The 25491-nt window shown below is 69.4% G+C and carries 23 protein-coding genes; 10 read left to right on the forward strand and 13 right to left on the reverse strand.

Annotated elements, in window-relative coordinates:
- Positions 1-35 precede the first annotated feature (35 nt).
- From OG285_RS04495 to gcl, 3 genes are all read right to left on the reverse strand, one after another.
- Entirely contained in the window at positions 36-1457 is a 1422-nt protein-coding gene (locus OG285_RS04495) for an MFS transporter (protein ID WP_371790219.1), read from the reverse strand.
- Positions 1450-1896 (reverse strand): MarR family transcriptional regulator, encoded by a 447-nt coding sequence (locus OG285_RS04500; protein WP_356831197.1) that lies wholly within the window; start codon positions 1894-1896, stop codon positions 1450-1452. The genes OG285_RS04495 and OG285_RS04500 overlap by 8 nt, the downstream gene beginning before the upstream one ends.
- Positions 1897-2036: 140 nt before the next feature.
- The gene (gcl, locus tag OG285_RS04505) at positions 2037-3827 is read right to left on the reverse strand and encodes a glyoxylate carboligase (protein ID WP_356831199.1); all 1791 of its coding nucleotides are present in this window, start codon (positions 3825-3827) and stop codon (positions 2037-2039) included.
- Positions 3828-4031: 204 nt separating this feature from the next.
- On the opposite strand from gcl, the gene OG285_RS04510 reads away from it, so the two are divergent.
- Positions 4032-4862, forward strand: coding sequence for a hypothetical protein (locus OG285_RS04510; RefSeq protein ID WP_371790220.1), 831 nt, complete (start codon positions 4032-4034; stop codon positions 4860-4862).
- A gap of 111 nt (positions 4863-4973) precedes the next feature.
- Here OG285_RS04510 and OG285_RS04515 read toward each other — a convergent pair whose 3' ends face one another.
- Together OG285_RS04515 and OG285_RS04520 are read right to left on the reverse strand one after the other, a co-directional pair.
- Positions 4974-6593: an AMP-binding protein gene (locus OG285_RS04515; protein WP_356831203.1), complete on the reverse strand. Its 1620-nt coding sequence runs from the start codon at positions 6591-6593 to the stop codon at positions 4974-4976.
- On the reverse strand, positions 6590-8269 hold the full coding sequence (locus tag OG285_RS04520) for an AMP-binding protein (protein ID WP_371790221.1): 1680 nt from the start codon (positions 8267-8269) through the stop codon (positions 6590-6592). Before OG285_RS04520 ends, OG285_RS04515 begins: the two co-directional genes overlap by 4 nt.
- 141 nt (positions 8270-8410) lie before the next feature.
- Here OG285_RS04520 and OG285_RS04525 point away from each other — a divergent pair, with 141 nt between their 5' ends.
- Positions 8411-9238: a LuxR C-terminal-related transcriptional regulator gene (locus OG285_RS04525; RefSeq protein WP_371790222.1), complete on the forward strand. Its 828-nt coding sequence runs from the start codon at positions 8411-8413 to the stop codon at positions 9236-9238.
- A gap of 146 nt (positions 9239-9384) precedes the next feature.
- Positions 9385-10239, forward strand: coding sequence for a GNAT family N-acetyltransferase (locus tag OG285_RS04530; RefSeq protein WP_371790223.1), 855 nt, complete (start codon positions 9385-9387; stop codon positions 10237-10239).
- Positions 10240-10334: 95 nt separating this feature from the next.
- On the opposite strand, the gene dmpI is transcribed toward OG285_RS04530, so the two are convergent.
- From dmpI to OG285_RS04545, 3 genes are all read right to left on the reverse strand, one after another.
- Positions 10335-10517 carry a 4-oxalocrotonate tautomerase DmpI gene (dmpI, locus tag OG285_RS04535; RefSeq protein WP_266851622.1) on the reverse strand — a complete coding sequence of 61 codons (183 nt, stop codon included), beginning with the start codon at positions 10515-10517 and terminating at the stop codon, positions 10335-10337.
- 115 nt (positions 10518-10632) lie between these two features.
- Positions 10633-11523, reverse strand: a complete 891-nt coding sequence (locus OG285_RS04540) for a LysR family transcriptional regulator (RefSeq protein WP_371790224.1) — start codon at positions 11521-11523, stop codon at positions 10633-10635.
- Positions 11524-11627: 104 nt separating this feature from the next.
- Entirely contained in the window at positions 11628-12722 is a 1095-nt protein-coding gene (locus OG285_RS04545; RefSeq protein ID WP_371790225.1) for a winged helix DNA-binding domain-containing protein, read from the reverse strand.
- A 251-nt stretch (positions 12723-12973) separates the two neighbouring features.
- On the opposite strand from OG285_RS04545, the gene OG285_RS04550 reads away from it, so the two are divergent.
- From OG285_RS04550 to OG285_RS04565, 4 genes are all read left to right on the forward strand, one after another.
- Positions 12974-14128 (forward strand): magnesium and cobalt transport protein CorA, encoded by a 1155-nt coding sequence (locus tag OG285_RS04550; RefSeq protein ID WP_371790226.1) that lies wholly within the window; start codon positions 12974-12976, stop codon positions 14126-14128.
- An 86-nt stretch (positions 14129-14214) separates the two neighbouring features.
- Complete coding sequence (locus OG285_RS04555) at positions 14215-14526, forward strand: hypothetical protein (protein ID WP_371790227.1); 312 nt, start codon at positions 14215-14217, stop codon at positions 14524-14526.
- Between the two features lie 5 nt (positions 14527-14531).
- Positions 14532-19055, forward strand: a complete 4524-nt coding sequence (locus OG285_RS04560) for a DUF6531 domain-containing protein (protein WP_371790228.1) — start codon at positions 14532-14534, stop codon at positions 19053-19055.
- Positions 19056-19413: 358 nt separating this feature from the next.
- Positions 19414-20094 (forward strand): hypothetical protein, encoded by a 681-nt coding sequence (locus OG285_RS04565; protein WP_371790229.1) that lies wholly within the window; start codon positions 19414-19416, stop codon positions 20092-20094.
- A gap of 57 nt (positions 20095-20151) precedes the next feature.
- Here the strand turns inward: OG285_RS04565 and OG285_RS04570 are convergent, their stop codons facing one another.
- Entirely contained in the window at positions 20152-20511 is a 360-nt protein-coding gene (locus OG285_RS04570) for an HGxxPAAW family protein (RefSeq protein ID WP_371790230.1), read from the reverse strand.
- A gap of 100 nt (positions 20512-20611) precedes the next feature.
- On the opposite strand from OG285_RS04570, the gene OG285_RS04575 reads away from it, so the two are divergent.
- Positions 20612-21079 (forward strand): MarR family winged helix-turn-helix transcriptional regulator, encoded by a 468-nt coding sequence (locus tag OG285_RS04575; RefSeq protein ID WP_371790231.1) that lies wholly within the window; start codon positions 20612-20614, stop codon positions 21077-21079.
- 216 nt (positions 21080-21295) lie between these two features.
- A complete protein-coding gene (locus OG285_RS04580) occupies positions 21296-22129 on the forward strand; it encodes a hypothetical protein (RefSeq protein ID WP_371790232.1) in 834 nt (277 codons plus the stop codon).
- 115 nt (positions 22130-22244) lie between these two features.
- Here OG285_RS04580 and OG285_RS04585 read toward each other — a convergent pair whose 3' ends face one another.
- The 3 genes from OG285_RS04585 to OG285_RS04595 form a co-directional block, all read right to left on the reverse strand.
- On the reverse strand, positions 22245-22634 hold the full coding sequence (locus tag OG285_RS04585; RefSeq protein ID WP_356831222.1) for a VOC family protein: 390 nt from the start codon (positions 22632-22634) through the stop codon (positions 22245-22247).
- Between the two features lie 159 nt (positions 22635-22793).
- Positions 22794-23591 (reverse strand): hypothetical protein, encoded by a 798-nt coding sequence (locus OG285_RS04590; RefSeq protein WP_371790233.1) that lies wholly within the window; start codon positions 23589-23591, stop codon positions 22794-22796.
- Positions 23592-23803: 212 nt separating this feature from the next.
- Positions 23804-24313 (reverse strand): MFS transporter, encoded by a 510-nt coding sequence (locus OG285_RS04595; RefSeq protein WP_371790234.1) that lies wholly within the window; start codon positions 24311-24313, stop codon positions 23804-23806.
- Positions 24314-24341: 28 nt separating this feature from the next.
- On the opposite strand from OG285_RS04595, the gene OG285_RS04600 reads away from it, so the two are divergent.
- Entirely contained in the window at positions 24342-24746 is a 405-nt protein-coding gene (locus OG285_RS04600) for a hypothetical protein (protein ID WP_371793444.1), read from the forward strand.
- Between the two features lie 29 nt (positions 24747-24775).
- Here the strand turns inward: OG285_RS04600 and OG285_RS04605 are convergent, their stop codons facing one another.
- Positions 24776-25480: a M24 family metallopeptidase gene (locus OG285_RS04605; RefSeq protein ID WP_371790235.1), complete on the reverse strand. Its 705-nt coding sequence runs from the start codon at positions 25478-25480 to the stop codon at positions 24776-24778.
- Between the last annotated feature and the right edge of the window lie 11 nt (positions 25481-25491).

Consider the following 25491-nt stretch of genomic DNA (forward strand, 5'->3'; position numbering starts at 1 on the left):
GCGGGTGAGAGCCGTGGCCGGGCTGCCCGGAGCGCCTACTCCGCCGCCCCGGAGGCCGTTTTCGCCGCACGGCCGAGCGTGCGGTCGAAGACGGTCAGCAGGAGGTAGAGCACACCGGCGCCGAGCATGACCCAGGCGAGCTGGTGCATGCCGCCGGTGTCGGCACGCTGTCCGAAGGACGAGGCGGTCGCGGAGGAGGCGATCATCGAGCCGACGTAGGCGAAGGTGCGCAGCAGCCCGGCCGAGGAGGCGGTGCGTTCGGAATCGGCCTGGTAATAGACGGAGTTCTGCAGGGCCAGGCTGTTCAGCCCCTGCGGGAGGCCGAAGATCAGGGCGACGAGGAGCAGCATCCACAGAGGGCTCGTCCCGGTGAGCGTCAGCATCACCAGACAGGCCACGATCTGCCCGACCGCGCCGGTCAGCAGCTTCCCCCGTACGCTCCGTCGCCGCCCGGAGATGATCGAGGCACCGATCGCCAGCAGGAACATGGGGATCTGCACCAGGCCGGCGTGGAAGGGCGTCAGCCCATAGCCCTCCTCGGTCCACTGGCTGAAGCCGTAGAGGAACGCGTAGGAGACGACGTAGGCGACGAGCGCGCGTCCGTAGGTGGCCAGGAGCGGTGTGTTGCCGCCGAGGACCCGCAGGTCGATGAAGGGGGTGGCGGCCCGCAGCTCCCGCACGGCGAACGCGGTTCCCGCGGCGGCGACGATCACCAGCAGGTACCAGTTGCGCAGGTGCAGGTTCATCAGGAACAGCAGCAGCGAGGTGAGCATCGCGGCGAACAGGCCCATGCCGGGCAGGTCGAGCTGGGCCACCGGGCGGCCGTGCCGCGGGGACTCGCCCGTTCCGGCCGACCTGGGCAGTCGCAGCAGCCCCAGCAGTACGGCCAGGGCGGCCAGCGGCACATTCAGCGCGAAGGTGGCGCGCCAGCCGCCCACGGAGATCAGCAGGCCGCCCAGCAGCGGGCCGACGACGGCGATGGTCTGGTTGGTGACCGCCAGTGCGGTCAGCACCCCGCCGGGACTGTCCCGTCCGGTGCGCTTGGCCTCGCTGCGCAGCAGTGCCATCGCGGAGGGATAGCCGGCACAGGTACCGAACCCCAGCAGCACGCGCGCGACGATGAGCACCCCCAGGTCGGGTGCCAGGGTGCCTACCGCTCCGGCGACGCCGACGAGGCCGGTGCTGAGGAGGAAGAGCCGGCGCGGGCCGAAGATGTCGATGAGCCGGCCCACGACCGGCTGACCAAGCGAGGTGGCCAGATAGAGGGCGGAGACCAGCCACGCCGTCTGCGAGGACGGCGCGCCCAGGGCCCTGCCGATGGGGACGAGCGCGACCGAGATGATCGTCGAGTTGACCGGGTTCAGGACCGAGCCCAGCAACATCGGCGGCAGCAGCCGCCGGTCGAAGCCCGGCTTGTCCGTCCCGCTCTGGGCGACGTCCGTCTTCGCCTCAGTCATGAGTCAGCCGCTCCAGTACGGCTGTCGCGGCGATCACGGCCTGGCGTTCCTCTTCCGTGCACTTGTCCTGCAACTGGCCGGCCAGCCATTCCGTCCGGGCCTGCCGCCCCTCCTCCACCCTGCGGTGGCCCTCCGCCGTCAGCGTGATCAGCAGGCGCCGCCCGTCGTCCGGGTCGGGGCTCCGCTCCACCAGGCCCATCGTGGCCAGCGAGCCGACCGTCGCGGTCATCGACTGGTGCCGCACCCCTTCCGCGGAGGCGAGCTCACTCGCGGTGACGCCCCCCTTGCCGGACAGGCGTGCCAGGACGGACGCCTGGCCCAGGGTGAGGTCCTCGACCTCGGAGGCGTTCAGGATGCGGCGGCGCAGGCGGCTGATGACGGCACGGACCTCGCGCGACGCCTGAACGGCCGAGGGCGACAGGCCCGGGTTCTCACTCATGCCGTCCACGCTAATGTCCACAGCCTGAACTGTCCAGTTTCACCTGTACAGTATGGGCTGTGCGAATAGCTCCCCCGGCCCGGAGCGCACGAGGGGGCGGGCCGCCGTTTCCGGCGACCCGCCCCCTCCTGGTGCGAAGGTCAGGAAGTCTTCAGCGGAAGAATCGCGGTCGGGGCGTGGCCCGGCTCGGTCGCGATCTCCTCGAACTCCTTGACCGCGCTGATGTCCGCGGTCGGGCTCATCGCGATGTTGGTGATGCGCTCCAGGATCGCCTCGACGACGACCGGGACGCGGTACTCGGCGGCCAGCTTCTTGGCCTCCTCGAACGCGGGGAGCAGCTGGTCGGGCTCGGTGACCCGGATCGCCTTGCAGCCGAGGCCCTCGACGACCTTGACGTGGTCGACGCCGTAGACGCCCAGCTCGGGAGCGTTGATGTTCTCGAACTCCAGGTTGACCTGGAAGTTGATGTCCAGGCCGATCTGCGACTGGCGGATCAGGCCCAGGTAGGCGTTGTTCACGAGAACGTGGACGTAGGGGATGTTGTGCTGCGCGCCGACCGCCAGCTCCTCCAGCATGAACTGGAAGTCGTAGTCGCCGGAGAGCGCGACCACGGGGGTCTCGGGGTCGGCGGTGGCGGCGCCGAGCGCGGCCGGGATGGTCCAGCCCAGCGGGCCCGCCTGGCCGCAGTTGATCCAGTGGCGCGGCTTGTAGACGTGCAGCATCTGCGCGCCGGCGATCTGGGAGAGGCCGATGGTGGTGACGTAGCGCGTCTCCGGGCCGAAGGCCTTGTTCATCTCCTCGTAGACCCGCTGCGGCTTCATCGGCACGTTGTCGAAGTGCGTGCGGCGGTGCAGCGTGGACTTGCGCTCCAGGTGCGAGGCGACCCAGGCGGAGCGGTCGGGCAGCTTGCCCTCGGCCTTCAGCTCCTTGGCGATCTCGACGAAGAGCGTCAGCGCGGCCTTGGCGTCGGAGGCGATGCCGTAGTCCGGGGCGAAGATCTTGCCGATCTGGGTCGGCTCGATGTCGACGTGCACGAACTTGCGGTCCTTGGTGTACACGTCCAGCTTGTAGCCGGTGTGACGGTTGGCCCAGCGGTTGCCGATGCCGAGGACGAAGTCCGACTCCAGGAACGTGGCGTTGCCGTAACGCGTACCGGTCTGCTGACCGACCATGCCGGCGTTCAGCTCGTGGTCGTCCGGGATCGAACCCCAGCCCATGAGGGTGGGAACGACCGGAGTGTTGGTCAGCTCGGCGAACTCGACCAGCAGGTCCGATGCGTCGGCGTTGAAGATGCCGCCACCGGCGATGATCAGCGGGCGCTCGGACTCCAGCAGGAACCGGATCGCCTTCTCGGCCTGGGCGCGGGTCGCGGCCGGCTTGTAGACCGGCAGCGGCTCGTACGTCTCGGGGTCGAACTCGATCTCCGTCTGCTGGACGTCGATCGGCAGGTCGATGAGGACGGGGCCGGGCCGGCCGGAGCGCATCAGGTGGAACGCCTGCTGGAAGACGCCGGGGACCTGCGCGGCCTCCAGGACGGTGGTCGCCGCCTTGGTGACCGGCTTGGCGATCGAGGCGATGTCGACGGCCTGGAAGTCCTCCTTGTGGAGGTAGGCGACCGGCGCCTGGCCCGTGATGCAGAGGATCGGGATCGAGTCGGCGATCGCCGAGTAGAGACCGGTGATCATGTCGGTGCCGGCGGGGCCCGACGTACCGATGCAGACACCGATGTTGCCGGGGTTGGCGCGGGTGTATCCCTCAGCCATGTGCGAGGCGCCCTCGACGTGGCGGGCGAGCGTGTGCCGCACGCCGCCGGCGGCCTTGAGGGCCGCGTAGAACGGGTTGATCGCCGCGCCCGGCACGCCGAACGCGTCGCTGACGCCCTCGCGCTTGAGAATCTCGACTGCCGCTCGGGCAGCGGTCATACGAGGCATTGAATACTCCTGCTCGCCAGTCGGAGTGGGCCTCCTGTCGCGCCAACCTGAGATCGCCCAATTCCGCATTACGGAAGTTCATTTCTGCTATACGGAAGCAATGTAAGAGCTGGCTGCACCTGCCGTCAAGGGAGGGACCGCGGACTTGCGTCACCTGTCCGAAGTACGCCCCCGGTCCGGGCCGCTTGGTGGACGATGGGCCCCATGGGAGAGAGAGCGGGAAAGGGTGCGGGAAGAGGCGCGGACGAGTGGGCGACGAGCGCGGTCGTGCGCTGCCCGGTCTGCCGCAAGGAACATGCCTATCTGGCGACGGTCCTGCCCTGTGCCTGCGGCGCTCCGCTCGCGCCGCCGCTGCTGACGGACGCACCGCCGGTACCACTCACCCGCCGGAGCTGGTCGGAGGAGTGGGTCACGGTCCGCTGTGCGTCATGCGGACGGCAGGACGAATGGCCGCAGCCCGAGCTCGGCTGCTCCTGCGGTACGGTCCTGCGCCTCGCGGTGCGCCCGGTGACGGCTCCCCCGGACGCGGACGCCCCGGGCGGCCAGGCCACGGACCCCGCCGACCCGGACCTCACCGTCACGGACTCCTCCACCACGGCGCGGCCCCCGGGCCACATCCCGCTGCCGCGCACGGCCGCCGCGCCCCGGCCCGCCTTCCGGCCCCTGGCGATCCGCACCGCGGGCGACGTGGTGTCGGCGGCGGCGCGCTATCTGGAGTGGCTGGGCTTCCGCGAGATCGTGCAGCCGGAGCGGCGGCCCGCCTCCGGGATCGACCTGCACGGCCCGGGCGTGATCGCCGCGGTGGAGGCCACCACCCGGCCCGCCGCCCTGCGGGACATAGAGTGCCTGTGGCTGCACGGGATGAGTTCAGCGGCGGCGTGCGTCTTCTTCTCGCTCTCGGGGTACGCCGACGACGCGCGCACCCGGGCCGACGAACTGGCCGTGCCCCTCTTCGCGCTGGACTTCACCGGCACCCCGCAGCCGGTCAACGGGCCGGCCGACGAACTGGTCAGTACGGGCGCGGCACAGACCTGAGCGACGGCCGCCCCGCCCGGGAACAGCGATGCCACGGGCGTCGCACCACACCCGGCTTCAGCTCCGCGGGGCGGGAACGGCGGCGCCGCGGGCATCGCACTCCGCCCGGCTTCAGCTCCGCGGGCCCCCCGGCATCCCGGTATCGGCCGCCCCGTACCGATTGCGCAGCTCCACCTTCCTGACCTTGCCGCTGACCGTCATCGGGAAGGATTCCAGGATCCGCAGCCCGCGCGGGATCTTGTAGTGCGCCAGCCGGTCGCGGCAGAACTCCCTGATCCCGTCCAGCGTCGGAGGGTCGGCCGGATCCCGCGGGATGACACAGGCCAGCACCTCTTCGCCGTACCGCTCGTCAGGTACGCCGATCACCTGGACGTCGGCGATCCTGGGGTGGCCGTAGAGGAACTCCTCGATCTCGCGCGGATAGACGTTCTCGCCGCCCCGGATGATCATGTCCTTGATCCGGCCGACGATCTGGACGTAGCCGTCGTCGCGGATGACGGCCAGGTCCCCGGTGTGCATCCAGCGGCCCGCGTCGATCACCTCGGCGGTCTTCTGCGGCTCCTCCCAGTAGCCGAGCATCACGCTGTAGCCGCGGGTGCACAGCTCACCCGGCTCACCGCGCTCCACCGTGACCCCGGTCGCGGGGTCGACGACCTTCACCTCCAGATGCGGCAGGACCCGCCCGGCCGTCCCGGTACGGCGCTCCAGATCGTCGTCACGGCGGGTCTGGGTGGACACCGGCGAGGTCTCCGTCATCCCGTAGCAGATCGACACCTCGGCCATGTGCATCTCGGCGACGACCCGTTTCATCACCTCGGCCGGACAGGGCGAGCCCGCCATGATCCCGGTACGCAGCGAACTCAGGTCGTACGCGGCGAAGTCGGGGTGGTTCAGCTCCGCGATGAACATCGTGGGCACCCCGTAGAGCGAGGTGCAGCGCTCCTGCTCGACGGCGCGCAGCGTCGCCCCGGGATCGAAGGAGGGTGCCGGAATGACGATGCACGCGCCGTGCGACGTGGCCGCCAGATTCCCCATGACCATGCCGAAGCAGTGGTAGAAGGGCACCGGCAGACAGATCCGGTCCTGCTCCGTGTAGCCCACCAGCTCACCCACGAAGAAACCGTTGTTGAGGATGTTGTGGTGGGAGAGCGTGGCGCCCTTCGGGAAACCCGTGGTGCCCGAGGTGTACTGGACGTTGATCGGGTCGTCGCAGGACAGCGCCGCATCGAGCTCCACCGGCCGGGCGGCGGCCATCAGTTCGTCCCAGGTCGGGTCGCCGGCGTAGTGGACGGACCGCAGGGCCGGACAGCTGCCGCGTACCTCGCCGACCAGGGCCCGGTAGTCGCTGCCCTTGTGCCCGGTCGAGGCGATCAGTACCGAGACCCCGGCCTGCCGCAGCACGAACTCCAGCTCGTGTGCCCGGTACGCCGGGTTGATGTTGACCATGATCGCGCCGATCCGCGCGGTGGCGTACTGGACGAGCACCCACTCCGGGCAGTTGACAGCCCAGATCCCGACCCGGTCGCCCTTGCGGACCCCGCTGCCGATGAGGCCGCGGGCCAGCTCGTCCACCTCGGCACCGAACCGGGCGTACGTCCACCGCCGCCCGGACCCCACATCGACCAGCGCCTCGCGGTCCGGGAACGCGGCGACCGCGCGGTCCAGGTTCGCGCCGATCGTGTCGCCCAGGAGGGGTGTCGACCCGGTGCCGTGCGCGTAGGAGAGGGTCATCGCAGCTCCCCCTCGTCGTACTCGGCGGTGGAGCCCTCAGCGGTCGCCCGGCGCAGTTCGATCCTGCGGATCTTCCCGGATACCGTCTTGGGCAGCTCGGCGAACTCGATCCGCCGGATCCGCTTGTACGGGGCGAGGACCGCACGCGAGTGCGCGAAGAGCACCTTCGCCACGTCGGGGCCCGGCTCCCAGCCCTCGGCCAGGACCACGTACGCCTTCGGGACGGCGAGCCGCAGCGCGTCGGGGGCCGGCACGACCGCGGCCTCCGCCACCGCCTCGTGCTCCAGCAGCGCGCTCTCCAGCTCGAACGGCGAGATCTTGTAGTCCGATGCCTTGAAGACGTCGTCGGAGCGGCCGATGTACGTGATGTAGCCGTCCGCGTCGCGCGAGCCGATGTCGCCGGTGCGGTAGTAGCCGCCGGCCATCGCCTCGGCCGTGCGGTCCGGGTCGCCGTGGTATCCGGTCATCAGACCGACGGGCCGGGCGGAGAGGTCGAGGCAGATCTCGCCCTCGCTGACACCCGGCTCCCCCGTGACCGGATCGAGCAGCTCGACCTTGTACCCGGGGGTCGGGCGGCCCATGGAGCCCGCCTTGAGGAGCTGGCCGGGGGTGTTGGCCACCTGGACGGCGGTCTCCGTCTGCCCGAAGCCGTCCCGGATCGTCACGCCCCAGGCGCGCCGTACGGTCTCGATGACCTCGGGGTTCAGCGGTTCGCCCGCCGCGGCGACCTCGCGCGGCGGCGTCCCCAGCCGGCTGAGGTCGGCCTGGATCAGCATCCGCCAGACCGTCGGCGGCGCGCAGAAGGACGTCACTCCCACCCGGTCCATCTCGGCCATCAGCCGCGCCGGGTCGAACCGCGTGTAGTTGTGGATGAAGACCGTCGCCTCGGCGTTCCAGGGCGCGAACAGATTGGACCAGGCGTGCTTGGCCCATCCGGGTGAGGAGATGTTGAGGTGGACATCGCCGGGACGCAGACCGATCCAGTACATCGTCGCCAGATGGCCGACCGGGTACGAGGTGTGGGTGTGCTCCACCAGCTTGGGCCGGGCGGTCGTCCCCGAGGTGAAGTACAGCATCAGCGGATCGTCCGCGCCGGTGACACCGTCGGGCACGAAGCCGGACGGGGCGGCCGCCGCGTCGCCGTACGACAGCCAGCCGTCCGGGGTGTCCGCGCCGACCGCGATCCGGGTGTATTCGCCTGCCACCTCGCTGAACTTGGCGGTGTCCTCGGTCCGTACGAGCACATGACGGACGCCGCCGCGGTCGACCCGGTCGCGCAGATCCGCCGTTCCCAGCAGCGGAGTTGCCGGGATGACGACGGCCCGGAGCTTCATCGCGGCGAGCGCCGTCTCCCACAGCTCCTCCTGGTTGCCGAGCACGACCAGGATGCGGTCGCCCGCCCGGACGCCCTGCGCCCGGAGCCAGTTGGCCGCCCGGTCGGAACGCACGGCCATCTCCGCGAACGAGACTCTGGTCTCGGTGCCGTCCTCCTCGACGATGTGCAGCGCGGTCCTCGCGTTGTCCCGGGCGATGGTGTCGAACCAGTCGAGCGCCCAGTTGAAATGCTCGGGGCGCGGCCAGCTGAAGCCCTCGTAGGCCGTGCGGTACTCCTCACGGTGCAGGAGCAGGAAGTCCCGTGCGGCCCGGAACTCCTCCGTCGCGTTGTTCGGCGCCATGTGTCCTCCTCATTGCGGGACTGCTGCCCAGCATCGTGTAATCAGTGGCCCGGGTCCCACCACCCCCGAACGGGGGGGGAAGGCGGTGTCCCGGCCGAGGAGCGCCGGAGGCCCCCGCCCCCGGCGGAGAGGAGCGGCCGCGTGCCGGAGCCGGTCGAGGCAGTGGACATGCGGGCGGCGCTGCTGCGGATGCGCCGCGCCACCGGGCTGCCGGTCGCGTTCGGCGGTCTGCTGACGGGGAGCGGGCAGCTGCGCATCGCCGAACTGAGCGGTACGGCGACACCGGCGCTGCGCGGCCTCGCCGTATCGGCGGGCAACGGTCTCGGCGGCAAGTCGATAGCGCTGTCCCGGCCGTGCGCGGTGACCGACTACCGCTCGTCGCTCCACATCAGCCATGAGTACGACACGGCGGTGGGCGCGGAGGGACTGCACGCGGTACTCGCCGTGCCGGTGGTGGTGCGGCGGAAGGTGCGCGGTGTGCTGTACGGGGCGGTACGCGAGCGGCTGTCGTTCGGCGACCGGACGTACAACGCGGCGGTCGAGGCGGCCCGCGACGTGGAGCAGTCGCTGGTGTTGCGGGACGAGGTGCAGCAGTGCCTGGCGGCGGCGCGCGAGCCGGTGGCCGAGCCCGGCGCGTGGGAGCAGGTGCGCGAGGCGCACAGTGAACTGCGCGCGCTGGCACCACGCATCGCGGACCCGGAGCTGCGCGGTGAGCTTCTCGCGGTCTGCGCCCGGCTGGCCGGTGGCGGTGGCGGCGCCGGGCCCGGGCGGCCTGTCGCACTGGCGCCGCGCGAGGTGGACGTGCTGGCCTGGGTGGCGACCGGCGCGACGAACGCGGCGACCGGTGCGCGACTGGGGCTGAAGCCGGAGACCGTGAAGGGCTATCTGCGGTCCGCGATGCGCAAGCTGGGGGCACACACCCGGCTCGAAGCGGTCGTGGCGGCCCGGCGGGCGGGTCTGCTGCCGTAACATCCCGGCCGAAGCCGTGCGGAAGGCCTCATGGGACGGCCCCATGGGAAAGGCCCACGCGGAAGCCCCGGGCGGGCACGCCGCCCGGGGAGCCCCCACGGCCTCCATCCCACGTGTTGCGATTTCATACGACTTACGGAGCATGCATGACGTACTCATCCGCCGGGCAGCTCGTGGTCGGGCCGGCGGCCGAGGAGGACTGGCCCGTCATCAGCCGGTGGGCGCACGACGAGGGCTGGAACCCGGGGATCAACGACGCGCGGAGCTTCTTCGCCCAGGACCCGGACGGGTTCTTCCTCGGACGCCTCGACGGGGAGCCCGTCTCCGCGGTCTCGGTCGTCAACTACGGTGCGCACTACGCGTTCCTCGGCTGGTACCTGGTCCGCCCGGACCTGCGGGGACGTGGCCACGGCCTGGCCACCTGGAAGGCCGCACAGGCCCACGCGGGAAGCCGGACCATCGGCCTGGACGGGGTCGTCGCCCAGCAGGACAACTACCGCAGGTCGGGGTTCGCGCCCGCCCACAGCACCTTCCGCCACACCGGCGTCCTGCCGCCCCGCGGGGCGACGGGCGTACGGCCGGTCCGGGCCGGGGACCACGAGACCGTCGCGGCGTACGACAGCGCGTGCTACCCGGCCGACCGTCCGCGCTTCCTGGAGCGCTGGCTGACCACGGACGGGCACCGCGCGTTCGTACGCTTCGACGAAGGGCGGCTGACCGGGTACGCGGTGATCCGCCCGGCGGCGGGCGACGTCCTGCGTATCGGGCCGCTGTTCGCCGATTCGCCCACCGCCGCCGAGGCGCTGTACGGGGCGCTGGCCGAGGAAGCCGGTACGGCGCAGGTCGCCGTGGACGTCCCCGAGTCCAATCCTGCCGCCATGGCGCTGGCCGGATCGCTGGGCCTCACGCCCTCCTTCGAGACGGCCCGCATGTACACGGGGCCGATCCGCCCGGTCGCCGACCAGTGCGTCTACGGCGTGACCACACTCGAACTCGGATAGGGCCTGCCGGGCGGGCGCCCCTCCGTGCGGCTGCCCGCCGGCTGTTCCTCGGACGGTCACCGGCTCTCAGCGGCTGCTTGTCGGCTATGTGGGGGCTACTTGTCGGCCGTGAGCTTGCCGCCGATGGCCCAGCTGTCGGTGGGGACCTCCTGGATCCAGACCTGGACGGCCTCGGCGGGGATACGGAGCGAGTCGACGAAGGCGTCCGTGACGCGCTTGACCAGTTCGCGCTTGAGCTCGATGTCGCGCGGTCCCTGCTGGATGGTGACGATCGGCATGACTGAACTCCCTTTCCCACGGCGGCTGTCCGGTTGTTCCGGGTCGCTCACCGGCATGACCCCAGTCCACCCGAAGGACGGCGGGCGGCCAACAGGCAGATCGCGAACGCAGCGATCAGTCTCCGTGATCGCTGCTGTCCAGCGGCGCGGCGCAGGCTTCGAGCAGCAGATCGAGACCGGCGGGCGGGGCCGACCGCCGTACGGCGAGCGCGGTGGGCAGCGCGAGCGGGACGGGCCGGAACGGGCGGAACGCCACCCGGGGGCTGCGCAGTTGGCGGGCGTATGCGGCGTACACGACGGTCCACTGCGGCGCCGGGGAGGTGCCGATGGTGGCGAGGCTGTCCTGGAGCGAGCCGCCGGCCGCTTCGGGCAGTGGCTCGAACCCGGCGGCGGCACAGGCGGACATCACGAGGTCGACAAGGGGCGGGTTGGTGCGCCGGGCCACCATCCTGAGCCGGAGTCCGGCCAGGTCCGCCAGGGCGACATCCGGCCGTGCCGCGAGCGGGTGCCCGGCCGGAACGGCCGCGACCAGCGGATCCTCCCAGAGCGGTATGAGCCGCACCCCGCGTACCGGCTCGGCGGCCCGGACGAACGCCGCGTCCAGCCGCCCGCCCGCGACCTGTTCCAGCCGGGTCCTGGTCGGCGCGGAGACCAGCTCGACCGCCAGGTCCGGTGCGATTCCGGCCAGCGCGGTCAGGACCCGGTCCAGATGCTCGCCGAGTCCGGTGCTCGTCCCCAGCCGCAGGGTGGTGCGCGGCGCGACGGCCGCCCGGGCCCGGTCCACCGCGGCCAGCACGGCCCGCGCCTCGGGCAGCAGCCGCTCCCCCGCTTCGGTGAGCCGTACGTGCCGGGGTGAGCGGTCGAACAGCTCCTGGCCCAACTCCCTCTCCAGTCGCTGTACTTGCTGACTCACAGCCGACTGGACGATGTGCAGACGGCCGGCGGCACGGCCGAAGTGCAGTTCCTCGGCGACGGTCACGAAGTAGCTGAGCTGGCGGAACTCCATGCCGAGGACAGTAACCGGGCACCGCGGAGCCAGGGCAGACGGCTCTCGCGGCTCGCCCGGCTCAGCGGGTCGACCCGGGGCGGCGGTGCGCGCGGCCGGCGGTTTCACCCGTCGAGGGCGCCGAACCCGATGTCGTGGACGCCGGCCCGCGTCATACCGGTGAGCAGCCGCTCGGCCTCGTCCGCCAGGGCCGCCCGGTCGGAGCGGGTGAGCCGGGCGAACGGTTCGATGCGGAGCGTGGCCGTGGCCCCCTGCTCCTTCAGCCGCCAGATACCGGCGAGGAATCCGTCGAGCAGGAAGCTGCCGAAGACCTGGTTGCCCTTGCCGTTGCGGCCGCGGTACTCGGCGGGAATGACCCGCGTACGGTCCGCGTGGGCGAGCAGCAGATTGTCGAACTCGGGCAGGAAGCGGGGCGGCGCAGGGGTGTCCTCGTCCGGCCGGGGCGCGTCGGGCAGATCGAAGAGCTCGGCGCCACCGGGGCCCTGGAGGGTGATCAGCTGTGGCCGCAGCCGCTCGAACACCCCGGCCAGCCGGGTCAGTCCCGCCCACATCTGCATGTCCTTGACCGAGGCGGGCCCGAACGCACGCAGATAACGCAGCACGGTCTCGTCGGGATCCGGGGCGGGGACCGACGGGCGGCCGAGCCACCGATCGACGGTGGTGAGCGTGACCTGCCCGCTGCGGCCCCACAGTCCGCGCGGGGTGACCTGCACGAGCGGGAGACGGCAGCGGGCGGCGACAGTGAGGGCGAGCGGGTCGGCGTCCGGCCACTCCTTGAGCAGGTACTCCCTGAGCTCCTTCATCGTGCGGGGACGTTCCTCCACCAGGTCGCGCGCCAGTTCGGCCAGTCGGTCGAGACCGACCCCGGCCAGCCCGCCGCGGAAGACCTTCAGCTCACGTTCGCGTGCGGCCTGGACGAGCGGCCGCAGAGTGAGGGCGTCGTCGGCGGTGTGCAGATGGATGGTGGAGCGCATGGTCACCATCCGTACGGCCGCACGGGTCTCCAGCAGCTCCGACAGCTCGTACGGGTCGAAATCCGCGAGCCGGGACCAGAGCTGGAAGTACGGCGGCCTGGTGTTCTGCGCCTGGAGCCCCAGCAGCCGCGCGACGGCCTCCTCCGCGGTCAGCTCGGCGCGGCGCAGCAGAAGCTGGCGTTCCAGGGTGGCGCGGTTGAGTGCACGGATGCTGATGGGGGCCATGCGGGGCACGCTACCCGGGCGCGCGGACGCCACCGGCGGTCATCGCTCTGGGGCTCCACTTGGGTCACGGCCGACGGACACCGCTCGCGAACACCGCTCACTACCGGCATCTGCTCCCGGCATCTGCTGTCCGTGGTCCGGTGGCGGCTCCGTCATGCCTGTGTCATGCGGCCCGTATATCCTGCACCGAAGCCGGGCGACGCCGGTCGGAGCCGTGCCCGGCCCAGCCGAAACGGGAGGTGAGTGGCCACATGCCGCTGTCCCCGAGGAACAGGAACGCCCGGAAGCACTCCTGGCGCAGGGATCCCCCACCCGACCGCGCGGAGCAGCCGCCCGCCGAGACCCCGCCCGCTTCACCCTCGCCCGAGCCCGTACAGCTGGACAACACCAGTGTGGTGCAGGCGGCGCTGTACCGCGAGGGCCGCCGCGTCTCCACCCCCGACTCGCTCGCGGAGACCTTCCGCCAGCTTCGTGAGTACCCGGACGGTATGGCCTGGATCGGTCTGCACCGCCCGACGGAGGAGGAAATCCTCTCGCTGGCAGCGGAGTTCGACCTGCATCCGCTCGCCGTGGAGGACGCCCTGGAGGCCCACCAGCGGCCGAAGATGGAGCGGTACGGCGACACCCTCTTCGTCGTACTGCGCGCGGCGCGCTATCTCGACGCCCCGGAGGAGGTCGACTTCGGTGAGCTGCATGTCTTCATCGGCCGGGACTTCCTGATCACGGTCAGGCACGGCGCGGCACCCGACCTGTCCGCCGTGCGCACCCGCATGGAGGAGACCCCGGACCTGCTGGCCCTGGGCCCCGAGGCGGCCCTGTACGCGATCCTGGACGCGGTCGTCGACGGCTACGCCCCGGTCGTCACAGGCGTGCAGATCGACATCGACGAGATCGAGACCGAGGTCTTCAGCGGCGACCCGGCGGTGTCCCGCCGTATCTATGAACTCTCCCGTGAAATGGTCGAGTTCCAGCGCGCGACCCGGCCACTCGTCGGAATGCTGCACGCCCTCATGGCCGGATTCGCCAAGTACGGCACCCACGAGGAACTGCAGCGCTACCTGCGCGACGTGGCCGACCACGTGACGCACACGAGCGAGCGGGTGGACGGGTTCCGCCAGGCCCTGACAGAGATCCTCACCGTGAACGCCACTTTGGTGACGCAGCAGCAGAACGCGGAAATGCGCGCACTCGCCGAGGCGGGTTTCGAGCAGAACGAGGAGATCAAGAAGATCTCGTCGTGGGCAGCGATTCTCTTTGCGCCGACGCTTGTCGGGACGATCTACGGCATGAACTTCGACCACATGCCGGAGCTGCACTGGTCGTTCGGCTACCCGTTCGCGATCGGGCTGATGGCGGTCGTGTGCGTGAGCCTGTACTTCATCTTCAAGCGGCGGGACTGGTTGTAGGGGCGAACCTGCCATCTTTGATCCACGCTCCTTGAGCTCGCAGCAACGACTTGTATAGACGGCAAAATCAGGGGGAGTTGGTTCGCGTGTCGGACCTGAAGAAAGAGGCGGTATCGCTGCACAGGGCGGCTTCCGCGCTGGGCAACGTAGAGCGACACACGACGAAGCCATTGCACGACTTCAAAGAGGCATCGCACGATCTGTCGGCGCTGGGTGCGCTGGGCTCCCTGATAGGCGCAGCAGACAAAATACGCGACGGCATGGAAACTCTGGCCAAGATCACCCATGCCGTGGATGAGGAGTGGCAGGCCGAGGTGAAGCTGTTGGGTGACGTCTCTGACGCCTTCGACCTGTTGGACATTCTGTTGAGCGCGGCAGCGCGCGCCAGGAAGAGCTGAGCGGGATGGTCGACCTCAATCCCGTGCACTGGATCAGCAAGGCCAATCACGCATTCGGCGACACCATGGCCCAGGGTCTGGAGTTTTTGGGCATCACGGATCCGGCGGTGGATCCGGATGGAGTGCGGGAGATCGCCAAGAAATGGCGGCACCTGGGCAAGGGCCTCGAAGACGCCTGCCATGATGCCGACTTGGCACTAAAGGATGTGGTGTGGGAGGGCCAAGCCGCCAAAGCGTTCCACAAACGGGCCAAGTCGGCGCGCAAGGACGCCGGCAACGCTTCGGACGCCCTACACAAGGGCGCCGACGCGCTGGACAAGTTCGCCGATGAGGCGCATGAGCTGATCTCCGAAATCGGCGTGATGGTCGCGGAGATCGCCGAGTTCGAGATCGCAGGTCTGGCCCTGTCCGTCCTCACCGCCGGTCTGTCCGACGTCGCCGCCAGTCTGGCCGCAGGCGAACGTGCCTTGAAGATAATGGCATTGATAGCCCGGCTTGAGGAGCGCGGCTCGGCGCTCGCCAGTGTGGTCCGGGGTGTACTGGAGGCCATCCGCTACCTGGAACGGACCCTTCGGGCGCTCAAGGACTTCAAGGCCGTTGCCGGAGTCACCAAGGCGGGCAAGCTCGGCAAGATGGCGCTGCAGGGGGCGGCCTTCAGCGCCTTCTCCACTGCGCTGGAGGACCCGGGGGCGTTCAAGGACCCGGATAAGTTGGCGGCCCTGCTGGGCGCGGGGGCTCTGATGGGCGTCGGTGGAGGCCTCCTCGGAAAAGCTCTGGGCAAAGGGCTCAAGGCTCTCAAGCCGAGCGAACTGTCCAAGCTCGGCAATGCATTGGGGATTGGCGAATCGGGCCTGTCCCGGGTCAAGCTGCGCCCCGGGGAGGCGGAGAAGCTCGAAGCCGGCATCCAGGCCGCGGAGAAGGAATGCAAGCTCGACCCGATCGACGTGGCCACCGGCACCATGCTGCTGCCGCAGACCGATGTCGAACTCGCTGCGACGCTGCCGATGATTCTGGAGCGCACCCACCTCTCCTCCTGCCGGTGGGGCGGCTGGTTCGGCCCCTCCTGGGCCTCCACCCTCGACCAACGCCTGCAAGTGGACGACGACGGGATCATTTTTGCGGCGCCCGACGGCTGCCGCCTCGTGTACCCCTTCCCCGATCCCGACACCAGTGATCCAGTGTTTCCTGAGACTGGGCCGCTGCTGCCCCTGCGATGGGACAGTGAGGTCGAGGGAGCGCTACGGATCACCAATCCCGGGTCCGGGCTGAGTTACGTCTTCCACAACCCGCAGTCCGCCGATGGCGGTGAGGCCATCGACCTGCCCATCCAGTTCATCGAGACTCGCCACGGCATGCGGATCGCCTTCCACTACGACGATCGGGGGGTGCCAGTGGAGGTCGCCCACTCCAGTGGCTACCGCATCGCGCTGGATCACCACGCCAGCCTTCCCCGCGTTACTGCCCTGCGACTACTCGACCCCCAATACTCCGACGGCCGCGGCACGGTGCTGGTCTCCTACAGCTACGACGAATACGGAAACTTGTCCGCAGTGCACAGCTCGTCAGGCACACCGATGGGTTTCACCTACGACGCCGCAGGCCGGATCACCTCGTGGACAGACCGAAATGGCAACACGTACTCGTACAACTACGACGACTGTGGTCGCGTAGTGCGGACAGAGGGTAGCGGCGGTTTCCTGTCGGGAACGCTGCGCTACGAGGATGCAACCCGTACCACGACGGTCGTCAATGCTCTGGGCCATGCCACGGCATTCGAGCACAACGAGGCATTCCGGCTGATCCGGGAGACCGACCCTCTCGGCAATACCACCCACTACGAGTGGGACGCTGCGGGACGGCTGGTCGCGACCACCGATCCGTTGGGTCACACGACTCGGACACAGTTCAATGAGCTGGGCCAAGTGAGCTGCGTCACCGGGCCAGACGGCCGGGAGAACAAGTGCGAGTACAACGAGAACGGTCTACCAACACTTATCACTGGCCCGGACGGGAACAGGTGGCGCCAGGAGTACGACGAGCATGGCAATCGCACCGCAGTCACCGATCCGGCCGGGTCCACCACGCGCTACACCTACAACTCCGCCGGACAAATGACATTGTTGACCGATCCACTCGGCAACACCACTCGGGTTCGGTACAACAAGGCTGGTCTGCCCGTTGAGATCACCGATCCGCTGGGGTCTGTGACCTCGTACCAGTACGACAGCATGGCCCGGCGCTCGGCCATCACGGACGCGGCAGGCAACACCACGCAGCTGGAGTGGACCGTTGAGGGCAACCTGACGCGCCGCACGAACCCGGACGGCACAAGCGAGACGTACCTCTATGACAACGAGGGCAACCGCGTCGCACACGCCGATCCAATCGGCGGAATCACACACTTCGAGTACGGAGACTTCGACCTACTGGCGGCCCGCACTGATCCAGACGGTGCCCGGTCCACCTTCACGCACGACGCCGAGCTGCGCTTGACCCAGGTCACCAACCCGCAGGGATTCAAATGGAGGTATGTGTACGACCCTGCCGGACGCCTGATCTCGGAAACAGATTTCGATGGTCGCACCCTCACATACGCCTACGACGCCGCTGGCCGCTTCATTTCCCGGACGACAGCGCTCGGCCAGGTGATCACCCACGAACTCGATAATGCGGGCCGGATCATCAGCAAGGACGTCGACGGTAAGAGCACCGCGTACACGTACAACGCCGCCGGGCAGCTCACAGCCGCGACGAAACGCTCATCGTCGCTCACCCTGCGACTCGACGTCCTGGGCCGTGTCCTGGCCGAAACGGTCGACGGAAACATCACCCGATACACCTACGACTCTCTGGGACAGCGGTCCAGCCGCAGTACCCCCAGCGGTGCAGTCACCCGCATCGCCCGCAACGCGGCAGGTGGCCTCACAGAGATGTCCCTCGCCGGACACCCCCTCTCCTTTACCCGCGACAGCCTCGACCGCGAAACCAATCGTGCCTTTGGGGCACCCGCAGCCCCGGTGACGCTCAGCCGTGCCTATGACAGTGCCGGGCGCCCAACCATGCAGAAGCTGGCCACCCTAGGAAGAACACTGCGCTCCCGCACCTACGCCTACCGCGCGGACAGTATCCTCACTGCGATCAACGACGAACTCACCGGTGATCAGCGCGCCATCTCCCTCGACCCGATCGGCAGGCCGCTCACTGTCACGGCGGACGGTTGGAGCGAGTCATACGCCTACGACCCGGCTGGCAACCAAATCAGCGCGCGGTGGCCCGACACGGCGCCCCATCCTGAGGCCCGCGGTGAACGCCGCTACAGCGGCACCCGAATACGCTCCGCCGGAAACGTTCGCTACGAATACGACGCGGCCGGCCGAATGATCCTGCGCCAGAAGACGCGCCTGTCCCGCAAGCCCGACACCTGGCGCTACGAGTACGACGCCGAGGACCACCTCCTCGCCTGCACCACCCCCGACGGCACGACCTGGCGCTACAACTACGACGCACTGGGCCGCCGCACCGCCAAGCGCCGCATGGCGCCTGACGGCGAAACGATCCCGCAGACCATCCGCTTCGCTTGGGACGGCACCAACCTTGCCGAACAAACCGAGAGCACCACGGGTGTCGTCACCACGTGGGAGTACAGCGACGAATTCCCGCTGGCCCAGCTCGAACGTCACGTCTCCCCAGAAGGGCTGACGCAGCCCGAGGTCGATGCCCGCTTCTTCGCAATCGTCACTGACCTGGTCGGCACCCCCACGGAACTCGTTGACGAACACGGCGACATCGCCTGGCACTCCCGCACGACCTTGTGGGGCACCACCACGTGGAACCGGACTGCCTCCGCGTACACACCGCTGCGCTTCCCCGGCCAGTACGCCGATCCCGAAACCGGCCTTCATTACAACTTCTTCCGACACTACGACCCCGACACGGCTCGGTTCACCAGCCCTGACCCCCTCGGCCTCGATCCCGCCCCCAATCCCGTCACCTACCCGAACAATCCCCACACATGGAGCGACCCCCTCGGACTCGTCCCGAAGGCGTGTCTTGAGTCGGACTCCTACTTGTGGGACGGCAGCGTCCGACTTGGCAAACTGGACGGGCTCGCGCGCCCGACCGGAGCCTGGGCTGCGCTCCGCAAGGGAATCATGAAGGATGGCAGTGGAGCAGCGGACTACATCTGGCCACCCGGATGGCGTGGGAACGGCCGCCTCTTCAACGAGGCGCGTGGTCACCTACTCGCCAGGAAGCTCGGCGGCCCGGGATCGGGAGAGAACGGCTACCGAAACCTGGTCACATTGACTCAGAACCCGGTGAACACTCCGGTCATGCGGGGCCTCGAAAAGGAGGTGTACAACGCAGTGGCGAAGGGCGAGAACGTTCAGTACTCCGTCGTCCCCGTCTACGAAGGGACCAACCCAGTACCCACAAGACTTGACATCTCAGCGCACGGCGACCGCGGATTCAGCCTGAGGCGCTCGCTGGAAAACCCCGCCGCCGGTGTGCGAATCCCTGTCCCCAAGTAGTCTGAAGTGCAATGCGAGGCCAGCCGTGACCCGAACCACTCCCCCGCGCCCCGTGGACATCGAAGCAGCCTTCCCCGAGTTGCGCTCCCACCGACGGGACTGCACCCGTCTCCACCCTCGCCCCGGCAGCCCCAAGGTTACCGACAGTTCTGTCGGCGGCCCGCTTCTGTGGCCTGCCGACGAACCGTGGCCGACCTGTCAGGAACCGCACCCGCGGGATCGGGGACGAACCGTCGACGACATTCACGAATGGCGTCGCACCCTGACGGAAGCGTGGCGCAGGTCTCCGAACAGTGGGCCGACCCCGGAAGAACTCCAGCACCTGTCCGCGCTTGAGCAAGAACATCACGTACCAGGGATGAGCGACACCTACCCTGTCCCGCTGCTGCCGTTGGCACAACTCTTCGCTCGGGACGTGCCGGGCCTTGCCGGGCCCATGGGAGCCGATGTACTCCAGGTCCTGTGGTGTCCTTTCAGTGCGCATGGAGATCTGGCCACGCCCGGCATCCATCTCAAATGGCGCAACTCCTCAGAGATCGGCGATCCTCTGGCGGAACCTCCGCTCACCGCGGTGGTGGGTGATGACGAATACGTGCCGGAACCCTGCGTTCTTCACCCCGAAAGTGCCACGGAACACGAGTACATCGGACTTCTGGACGGCGACCTGCAGGAACGCGTCTACCGCTGGGAAGACGGGCAAGCCGAGACCGACGACTTCGAGGGCGATGAACCACCTCGGTACCAGACGGACCTGTCCACGGCACCTGGATGGAAGCTCGGAGGGTACGCGACCTGGGAGACGAGCGGCCCGTATCAGGTCGTATGCACCTGCGGCTCACCCATGAAGCCCTTGCTGGCTATCGCCAGTACGGAGTGGGAGGACGAGACCCTCAGCTGGGTGCCGGTGGAGGACCAGCACCTCAGAGACGAACCCGAAGCGAACACCCCCACCCGCGTCTCCGTGGGCAGAGACGGCTCCCTGACCGTCTTCGCCTGTCCTGCGGATCCCACGCACGCACACCGGATCACCCTCCAGTGACGCGGGTCCAAGCGCACCTCTGGGAATCTGCACCACCACGACAGGCCCACCCAGGAACTAAGTACCCGCACGAGCGGCGGTGACGGCCGGCTCGGGCGGGCCGTCCGTGCGCACCGAAACGCCCCGCCGTCCGGCCAGTCGGCACCCGAGGCAGCCCGCATGCCCTCCGCGTGCGGTGCGGTCCCGTACGTGGAGGCCCCACTGGTCGGCGGCCCGCACGCCGGGCGGCTTGCCCCAGCCCGCGAGGTGCAGGCTCCACGCGACCAACGGGGCCAACGCTGTGACGGCCGACCCCGCCCAGATCCCCGGGCTCCAGCCGGCGATACCCGCGCCGGCGACCGCGGCCCCGACCATGGCGATGGCGCTGCTGGCCCACCCCGCGACGGTGTGGCCCTCGTCGTGCTGATGTCCGCTCACGTGCACGCCTCCTCGCGCCCCCCGGGCCATGACACGGCCCAACGCCGGGCTATGGTGTCTTAGCAAGTGAGGAATTTATCTCAAGCTCTAAGGGACTTCAATGGAGGGCAAGCCCCGCCCCGCAGCCTCCGCCCCGGAGGCGATCCGCGCGATGGACGACCTCGTCGCGACGAGCGTCGTCGGCCAGCAGGAGTTCGCCCGCAACTTGGGGTTGAGCGTCACGGACCTCAGCTGCTTCGCGTACGTCCTGGAGGCCGGGGACTCCCCGGTCACCGCCGGTGACCTGGCCGGGCGCGCGCACGTGACGACGGGCGCGGTGACCGGCATCCTCAACCGCCTGGAGCGCGGCGGCTTCGTGACCCGTGGGCCGGACCCGGACGACCGGCGCCGGGTGCGCGTCACCGCGGTCCCGACCGCCGCCGAACGCGTACAAGCCGTCTACAGGCCATACTCCGCGCTCCTCATGGAGCTCTTCGCGGACTACACGCCGGACGAAACCGCCGTACTCGCCGACTGGTTCACGCGCGCCGCCACGCTGGCGCGTACTTACCTGGAGGAGTCGTGCTGACGCGCGTCTTCCGGCCGCCGCATACGCCGCACGACAGGACTCGGACTCCGCGCGACAGCGACCCCGGCCGGACCGCGAGGCCGGGACGCCACCTGCAGCGCGTCCCGGAGGAAGGCTCAACAGACATTGTCCGGAACGGATCGAAATACGGACGAGGGATCCGCGCCTCCGGTGTCGGTGAGTGTGGTCCGACGTGTACACAGGCTGCGAACACCCGTGATCGCCGTCCTGGGCACGGTGTTGTCAGTGGTGTTCGCCTTTGTGTTGTGGGCACTGGTCGAAGCGAACGGCCCGGCCTATGACAACCTTCAGCGCCGGGCATGGCTGGAGCTGGCGACCACGACCGCTGCCGTCCTCGTCGGCATAGCCGGAGTTGTCACATCCTTGCTGTGGGCAGCGAGCCGGTCCTTCGCCCACGAGGCAGAGAGCGCACGCAGCCACGTGGAGGATGCTGACGTCCCCCATCTCCACATCAACGGTCACAGCGCCCAGATCCACATCCAGCCGCGCAACTCGCATGTCGAGACTGCACAGTTGGCCACCGCATCCCTCCTGGAGCCAGACCCACAGGTGTCGATGCTGACCCAGATCTATTCGCACGGGCTTGCCCAGGCGAAGGTCAGCTTCTTCGTCAGCATCGTGTTCGGGATGGTGGGATCGGCCATTCTGCTGGCTGGAGTCGTCCTGGCGATCATGCACGCCGACAGTAGCGGGAGCCGCTACGGGGCGATCGTGACGCAGACCGCCGGAGCAGTCATCAACGTCCTGGCCGGAGTCTTCTTCCTGCAGTCCAACCGCACGCGCCGGGACATGGGCGCGCAGGGCGTGATGCTGCGCGACGACAGCAGATTCGACCGACGGCTGAAGGCCGCGAGCGTCCTGTCCGACAACATCAGCGAAGACGCACTGCGCAATCAGGTGCGCGCCCAGATGGCCCTGCAACTCGTCGGGGGCCAGCTGGACGCATTCCCGACCGCAGGGCCGGACGAAGCGGACAGCCCTGAGGGACCAACAGCAGGGGACACGGCGCCGCCGCCCTTCGGCGAATAGTGGCGGACAAGCGCCGACGCCGGACTCCCTCCGCCGACCGGTACCGGGTGAGCGGGCTGGGCCGTGAGCCCGGGACAGCCGGCTCTCCCCCGGTGCGCACCCACGGCGCGGGCGCTCACTCGACCTGAGTGGAGACCACCAGAGCGAACGAGTGCCCGGCGGGATCGGAGTACAGGCGGACGTCGCGTCGGCCGCCGTTGTTCTTGGTGTCGAGGGGCCGCGCGCCGAGGCTTATCGCCTCGCGTTCGGCCTCGTCCATGTCGCCCTGGGACACCAGGATGCGAAGGTGTGCCTGCGAGGCGTCATCGGGCCGCGGCCAGCTGGGCGGAGCGTAGCCATGGTCCTTGCGGACCGCCAGATGGACGCCGTCGTTCCCGATGACCTCCATGACGTCGGGGTCGTCTCCCACGCGCGTTTTCGCCCCGAGCAACTGGGCGTAGAAGTCGGCGAGTTCTGCCTGTTCCGAACAGTCCAGTACAAGCACAGTCGTCTTCGGAACTGCCATGATCCTCCTGCTTTCGGTCTGCGGCACATCCCTGTTCGCTGAGGAGCCGCCTACCCCGCCCCGGAGAGCACACGCCAGGTCCCGCCCGGTCGACCCTCTTTTCCGGAGCGCGTGGCGGCCGACGGTCCCGGCGCGCCGGCCGCCCCTCGGCGTACTGGATCAGTCCCGCAGCCGCCGGCGGGCCAGCACCCCGGCGATCACCAGCAGCAGGACGCCACCTGCCGCGTACCAGACGGCCGCGGGGCCGCCCGCCCTGGCGAATCCGTGCGGGGACTCCGCGGTGGACCCGGGCGGGGCGGGTACGGGCAACCGGCGATCCGGTCCCGCCTCGTCCGACGACGCCTCGCTCCGGGGCGCCTCGATCGAGGACGGCTGTCCGGCCGTGGTGAGGCCGGTCGGTCCGGTTGCGTTCCAGGGCCGGTACGCGCACCTCTCGCCCGAAATCCGAACGTGTTCGGGGGCCTGCCAGCTGTGTGCGTGGTTGAGGACGGCCGGGCCGTCGGCCGCACCCCGCTGCCTCGGCGGCATCGGCGGGGTGTCGAAGTCCAGCGAGGCGACGCCGTTCAGTGCGGCACCGGTCGGCCCCGTCCCGGCCGGTGCCAGCAGCGCCCCGGGCTGAGGGTCGTTCAGCGTGATGTGCGACCGTGAACCGGGGATGAGGATCTGCTGACCGGGCATCGGCCGGACGTTACCCTCGGGCCAGAACACCGAACGGCCGTGCCCCAACTTCCCGGCTCCGGCCGGGTGCACCGCGTCGTCACTGCGGCCCGCCTCGACGAAGAGGGAAGTCGGGTGGTAGTCCACGGGTGCGGTGAACACGCTGGGTGTGTGCAGCGCGACATGGCAGCCGGGCCCGGCCGGGGTGCCACCGGTGGCCATCGCCCGGTCGCGCTCGGTGGGAGCGGCGGCCGGGCACATGGCACATGCGGTCACGGAGAGAAGACTGATGCGACTCATGCCCGGCACGTTAAGCACACGATTTACGGCTCACCGGGCGCCGGGCATGGCCCGGCGCGAACGCCCTCCGCACGGGTGCACCGGGTCCGCCGGATGGCGGCGGCAGGACCGTTACGTTGCGGAGGTCGGGCTTCAGTGACCCGGCCGAACACGATCAGATCCGCTGGTGGCCACCCGTGCACTGAGCCCGCCCCCGCAGCCCCTCCGCTCGGTCAGTTCACTCCGCGGATTCGCCTGACCGCCGGGATCCCGAGCAGCGCGAGCACGATCCCGGAGACGAAGAGCGCCGGGTAGCTGTTGCCGCCGCCGGTGCCGAGCAGGGTGGGTGCGTAGACCGGGACCAGGGAGCTGGGCAGGGTGACCGCGATGTTGACGACGCCCATGTCCTTCGCGGCGTCCTGTTCGCTCGGCAGTACGGAGCTGGGCAGGGTGTAGTGCCCGCTGCAGAAGAAGCCGTTGCCGAGGCCGAGGACGGTCGCGCCGGTGAACATGCCGGCCATCGAACGCGTGGTGATGAGGACGAGGAATCCGGCGACGGCCAGCATCCCGGCGACGGCCATGTAGAACTTCCGCCGCTGGAAGCGGTCTGCCATCCATCCGGAGACGAGCACCGTGAGCGCGCTGGTTCCGTTGATGACGAGGGTGAGGACGAACGTCAGACCGGGGAGTCCGGACTCACTGATGTGGAGGGAGTCGGACAGGTAGTAGACCTGGTAGGTCACGAACTCCGCGACAGTCGCTCTGCGCCGGATCCTCGGCGCCGTGGCCGCCGGGGAGGCCACCAGCCGCGCGGAGATCGCCCGCCGGACCTCACTGGCCCGCTCCACGGTGGGACAGCAGGTCGACCAGCTGCTACGGCGCGGCATCCTGGAGGAGACCGAGATCGGCGAAGTCGTCGCCATGCTGGTGCACATGTACAACCCGCGCACGCTGGTGCTCGGCGGGCCGATGAGCGAGCAGCGCGACGAACTGCTCTCCGGCGTACCCGCCGTCGTCTACCAGCGGGCCCTCCCGCTGGCCATCCGCAGGCTGACCATCACCACCACCGAGCCCGGCTCCGAGCCCGGCCTGACCGGCGCTGTCGCCCTCGCCGCCCGTGACATCTTCAGCCCCGACGGCATCACCCGCCTGCTGCAGTCCTGTCCGCACGTCTGACAGCCCACCCCGGGCCGGGTGCTCCCGGGTCAGGCGAGGTCGAGGAGTTGCTCGTAGAAACCGCCGAACTGGTTCTTCTCGTCGACCAGATGGACCTCCAGGATCCAGTGGCAGCGCCACCCGGCGCGATCGGTGCGGCGGAGCGGGTTGTTGTTCTCCGGCGTGATGTACGACTCCGTTTTCGCGCCGTCGATCAACTCGTGCGGGAACTCTCCGACGAGATGGCCCGCGTGCCAGCCGCCGAGCGTCCAGCCCGCGTCGGCGGCCAGCCGTTCGACCTCCGCGTACAACTGCTTGCCCGTGATGTCCGGGGCCGCCCGGAACGCCTCCCGGCCCGCCGTGAACACCGTCGCCAGGCTGTCGCGCAGTCGCTTCTTGTGAGGGTCGTCGCCGAGGACGAAGGTGCGTCCGAAGTCCGCCTCGTACTCCTCGAAGATCGGGCCGAAGTCGACGAACGCGATGTCGTCCTCGCGGATCACCCGGTCCGGCGGGTTCTCCTGGTACGGGAACATCGTGTGCGGGCCGGAGCGGACGATCCGCTTGTGCCAGTGCTTCGTCGTCCCGAACATGTCGTTCGCGAGGTCCCGGATCCGGTCGCTGACCTCCCGCTCACCGGCGCCCGGCGCCACCAGGCCCCGCGCCTCGACCTCGGCGAAGAGGGCCACCGCCTTGCGCTGCGCCTCCACCAGCCCGAGCGCACGCAGTTGCTCGTCCATCCGATCAGGTACCGCCATAGTGGTGTTCC

Origin of the sequence: Streptomyces sp. NBC_01471 (assembly GCF_041438865.1) — a bacterium.
Lineage (GTDB): Bacteria > Actinomycetota > Actinomycetes > Streptomycetales > Streptomycetaceae > Streptomyces.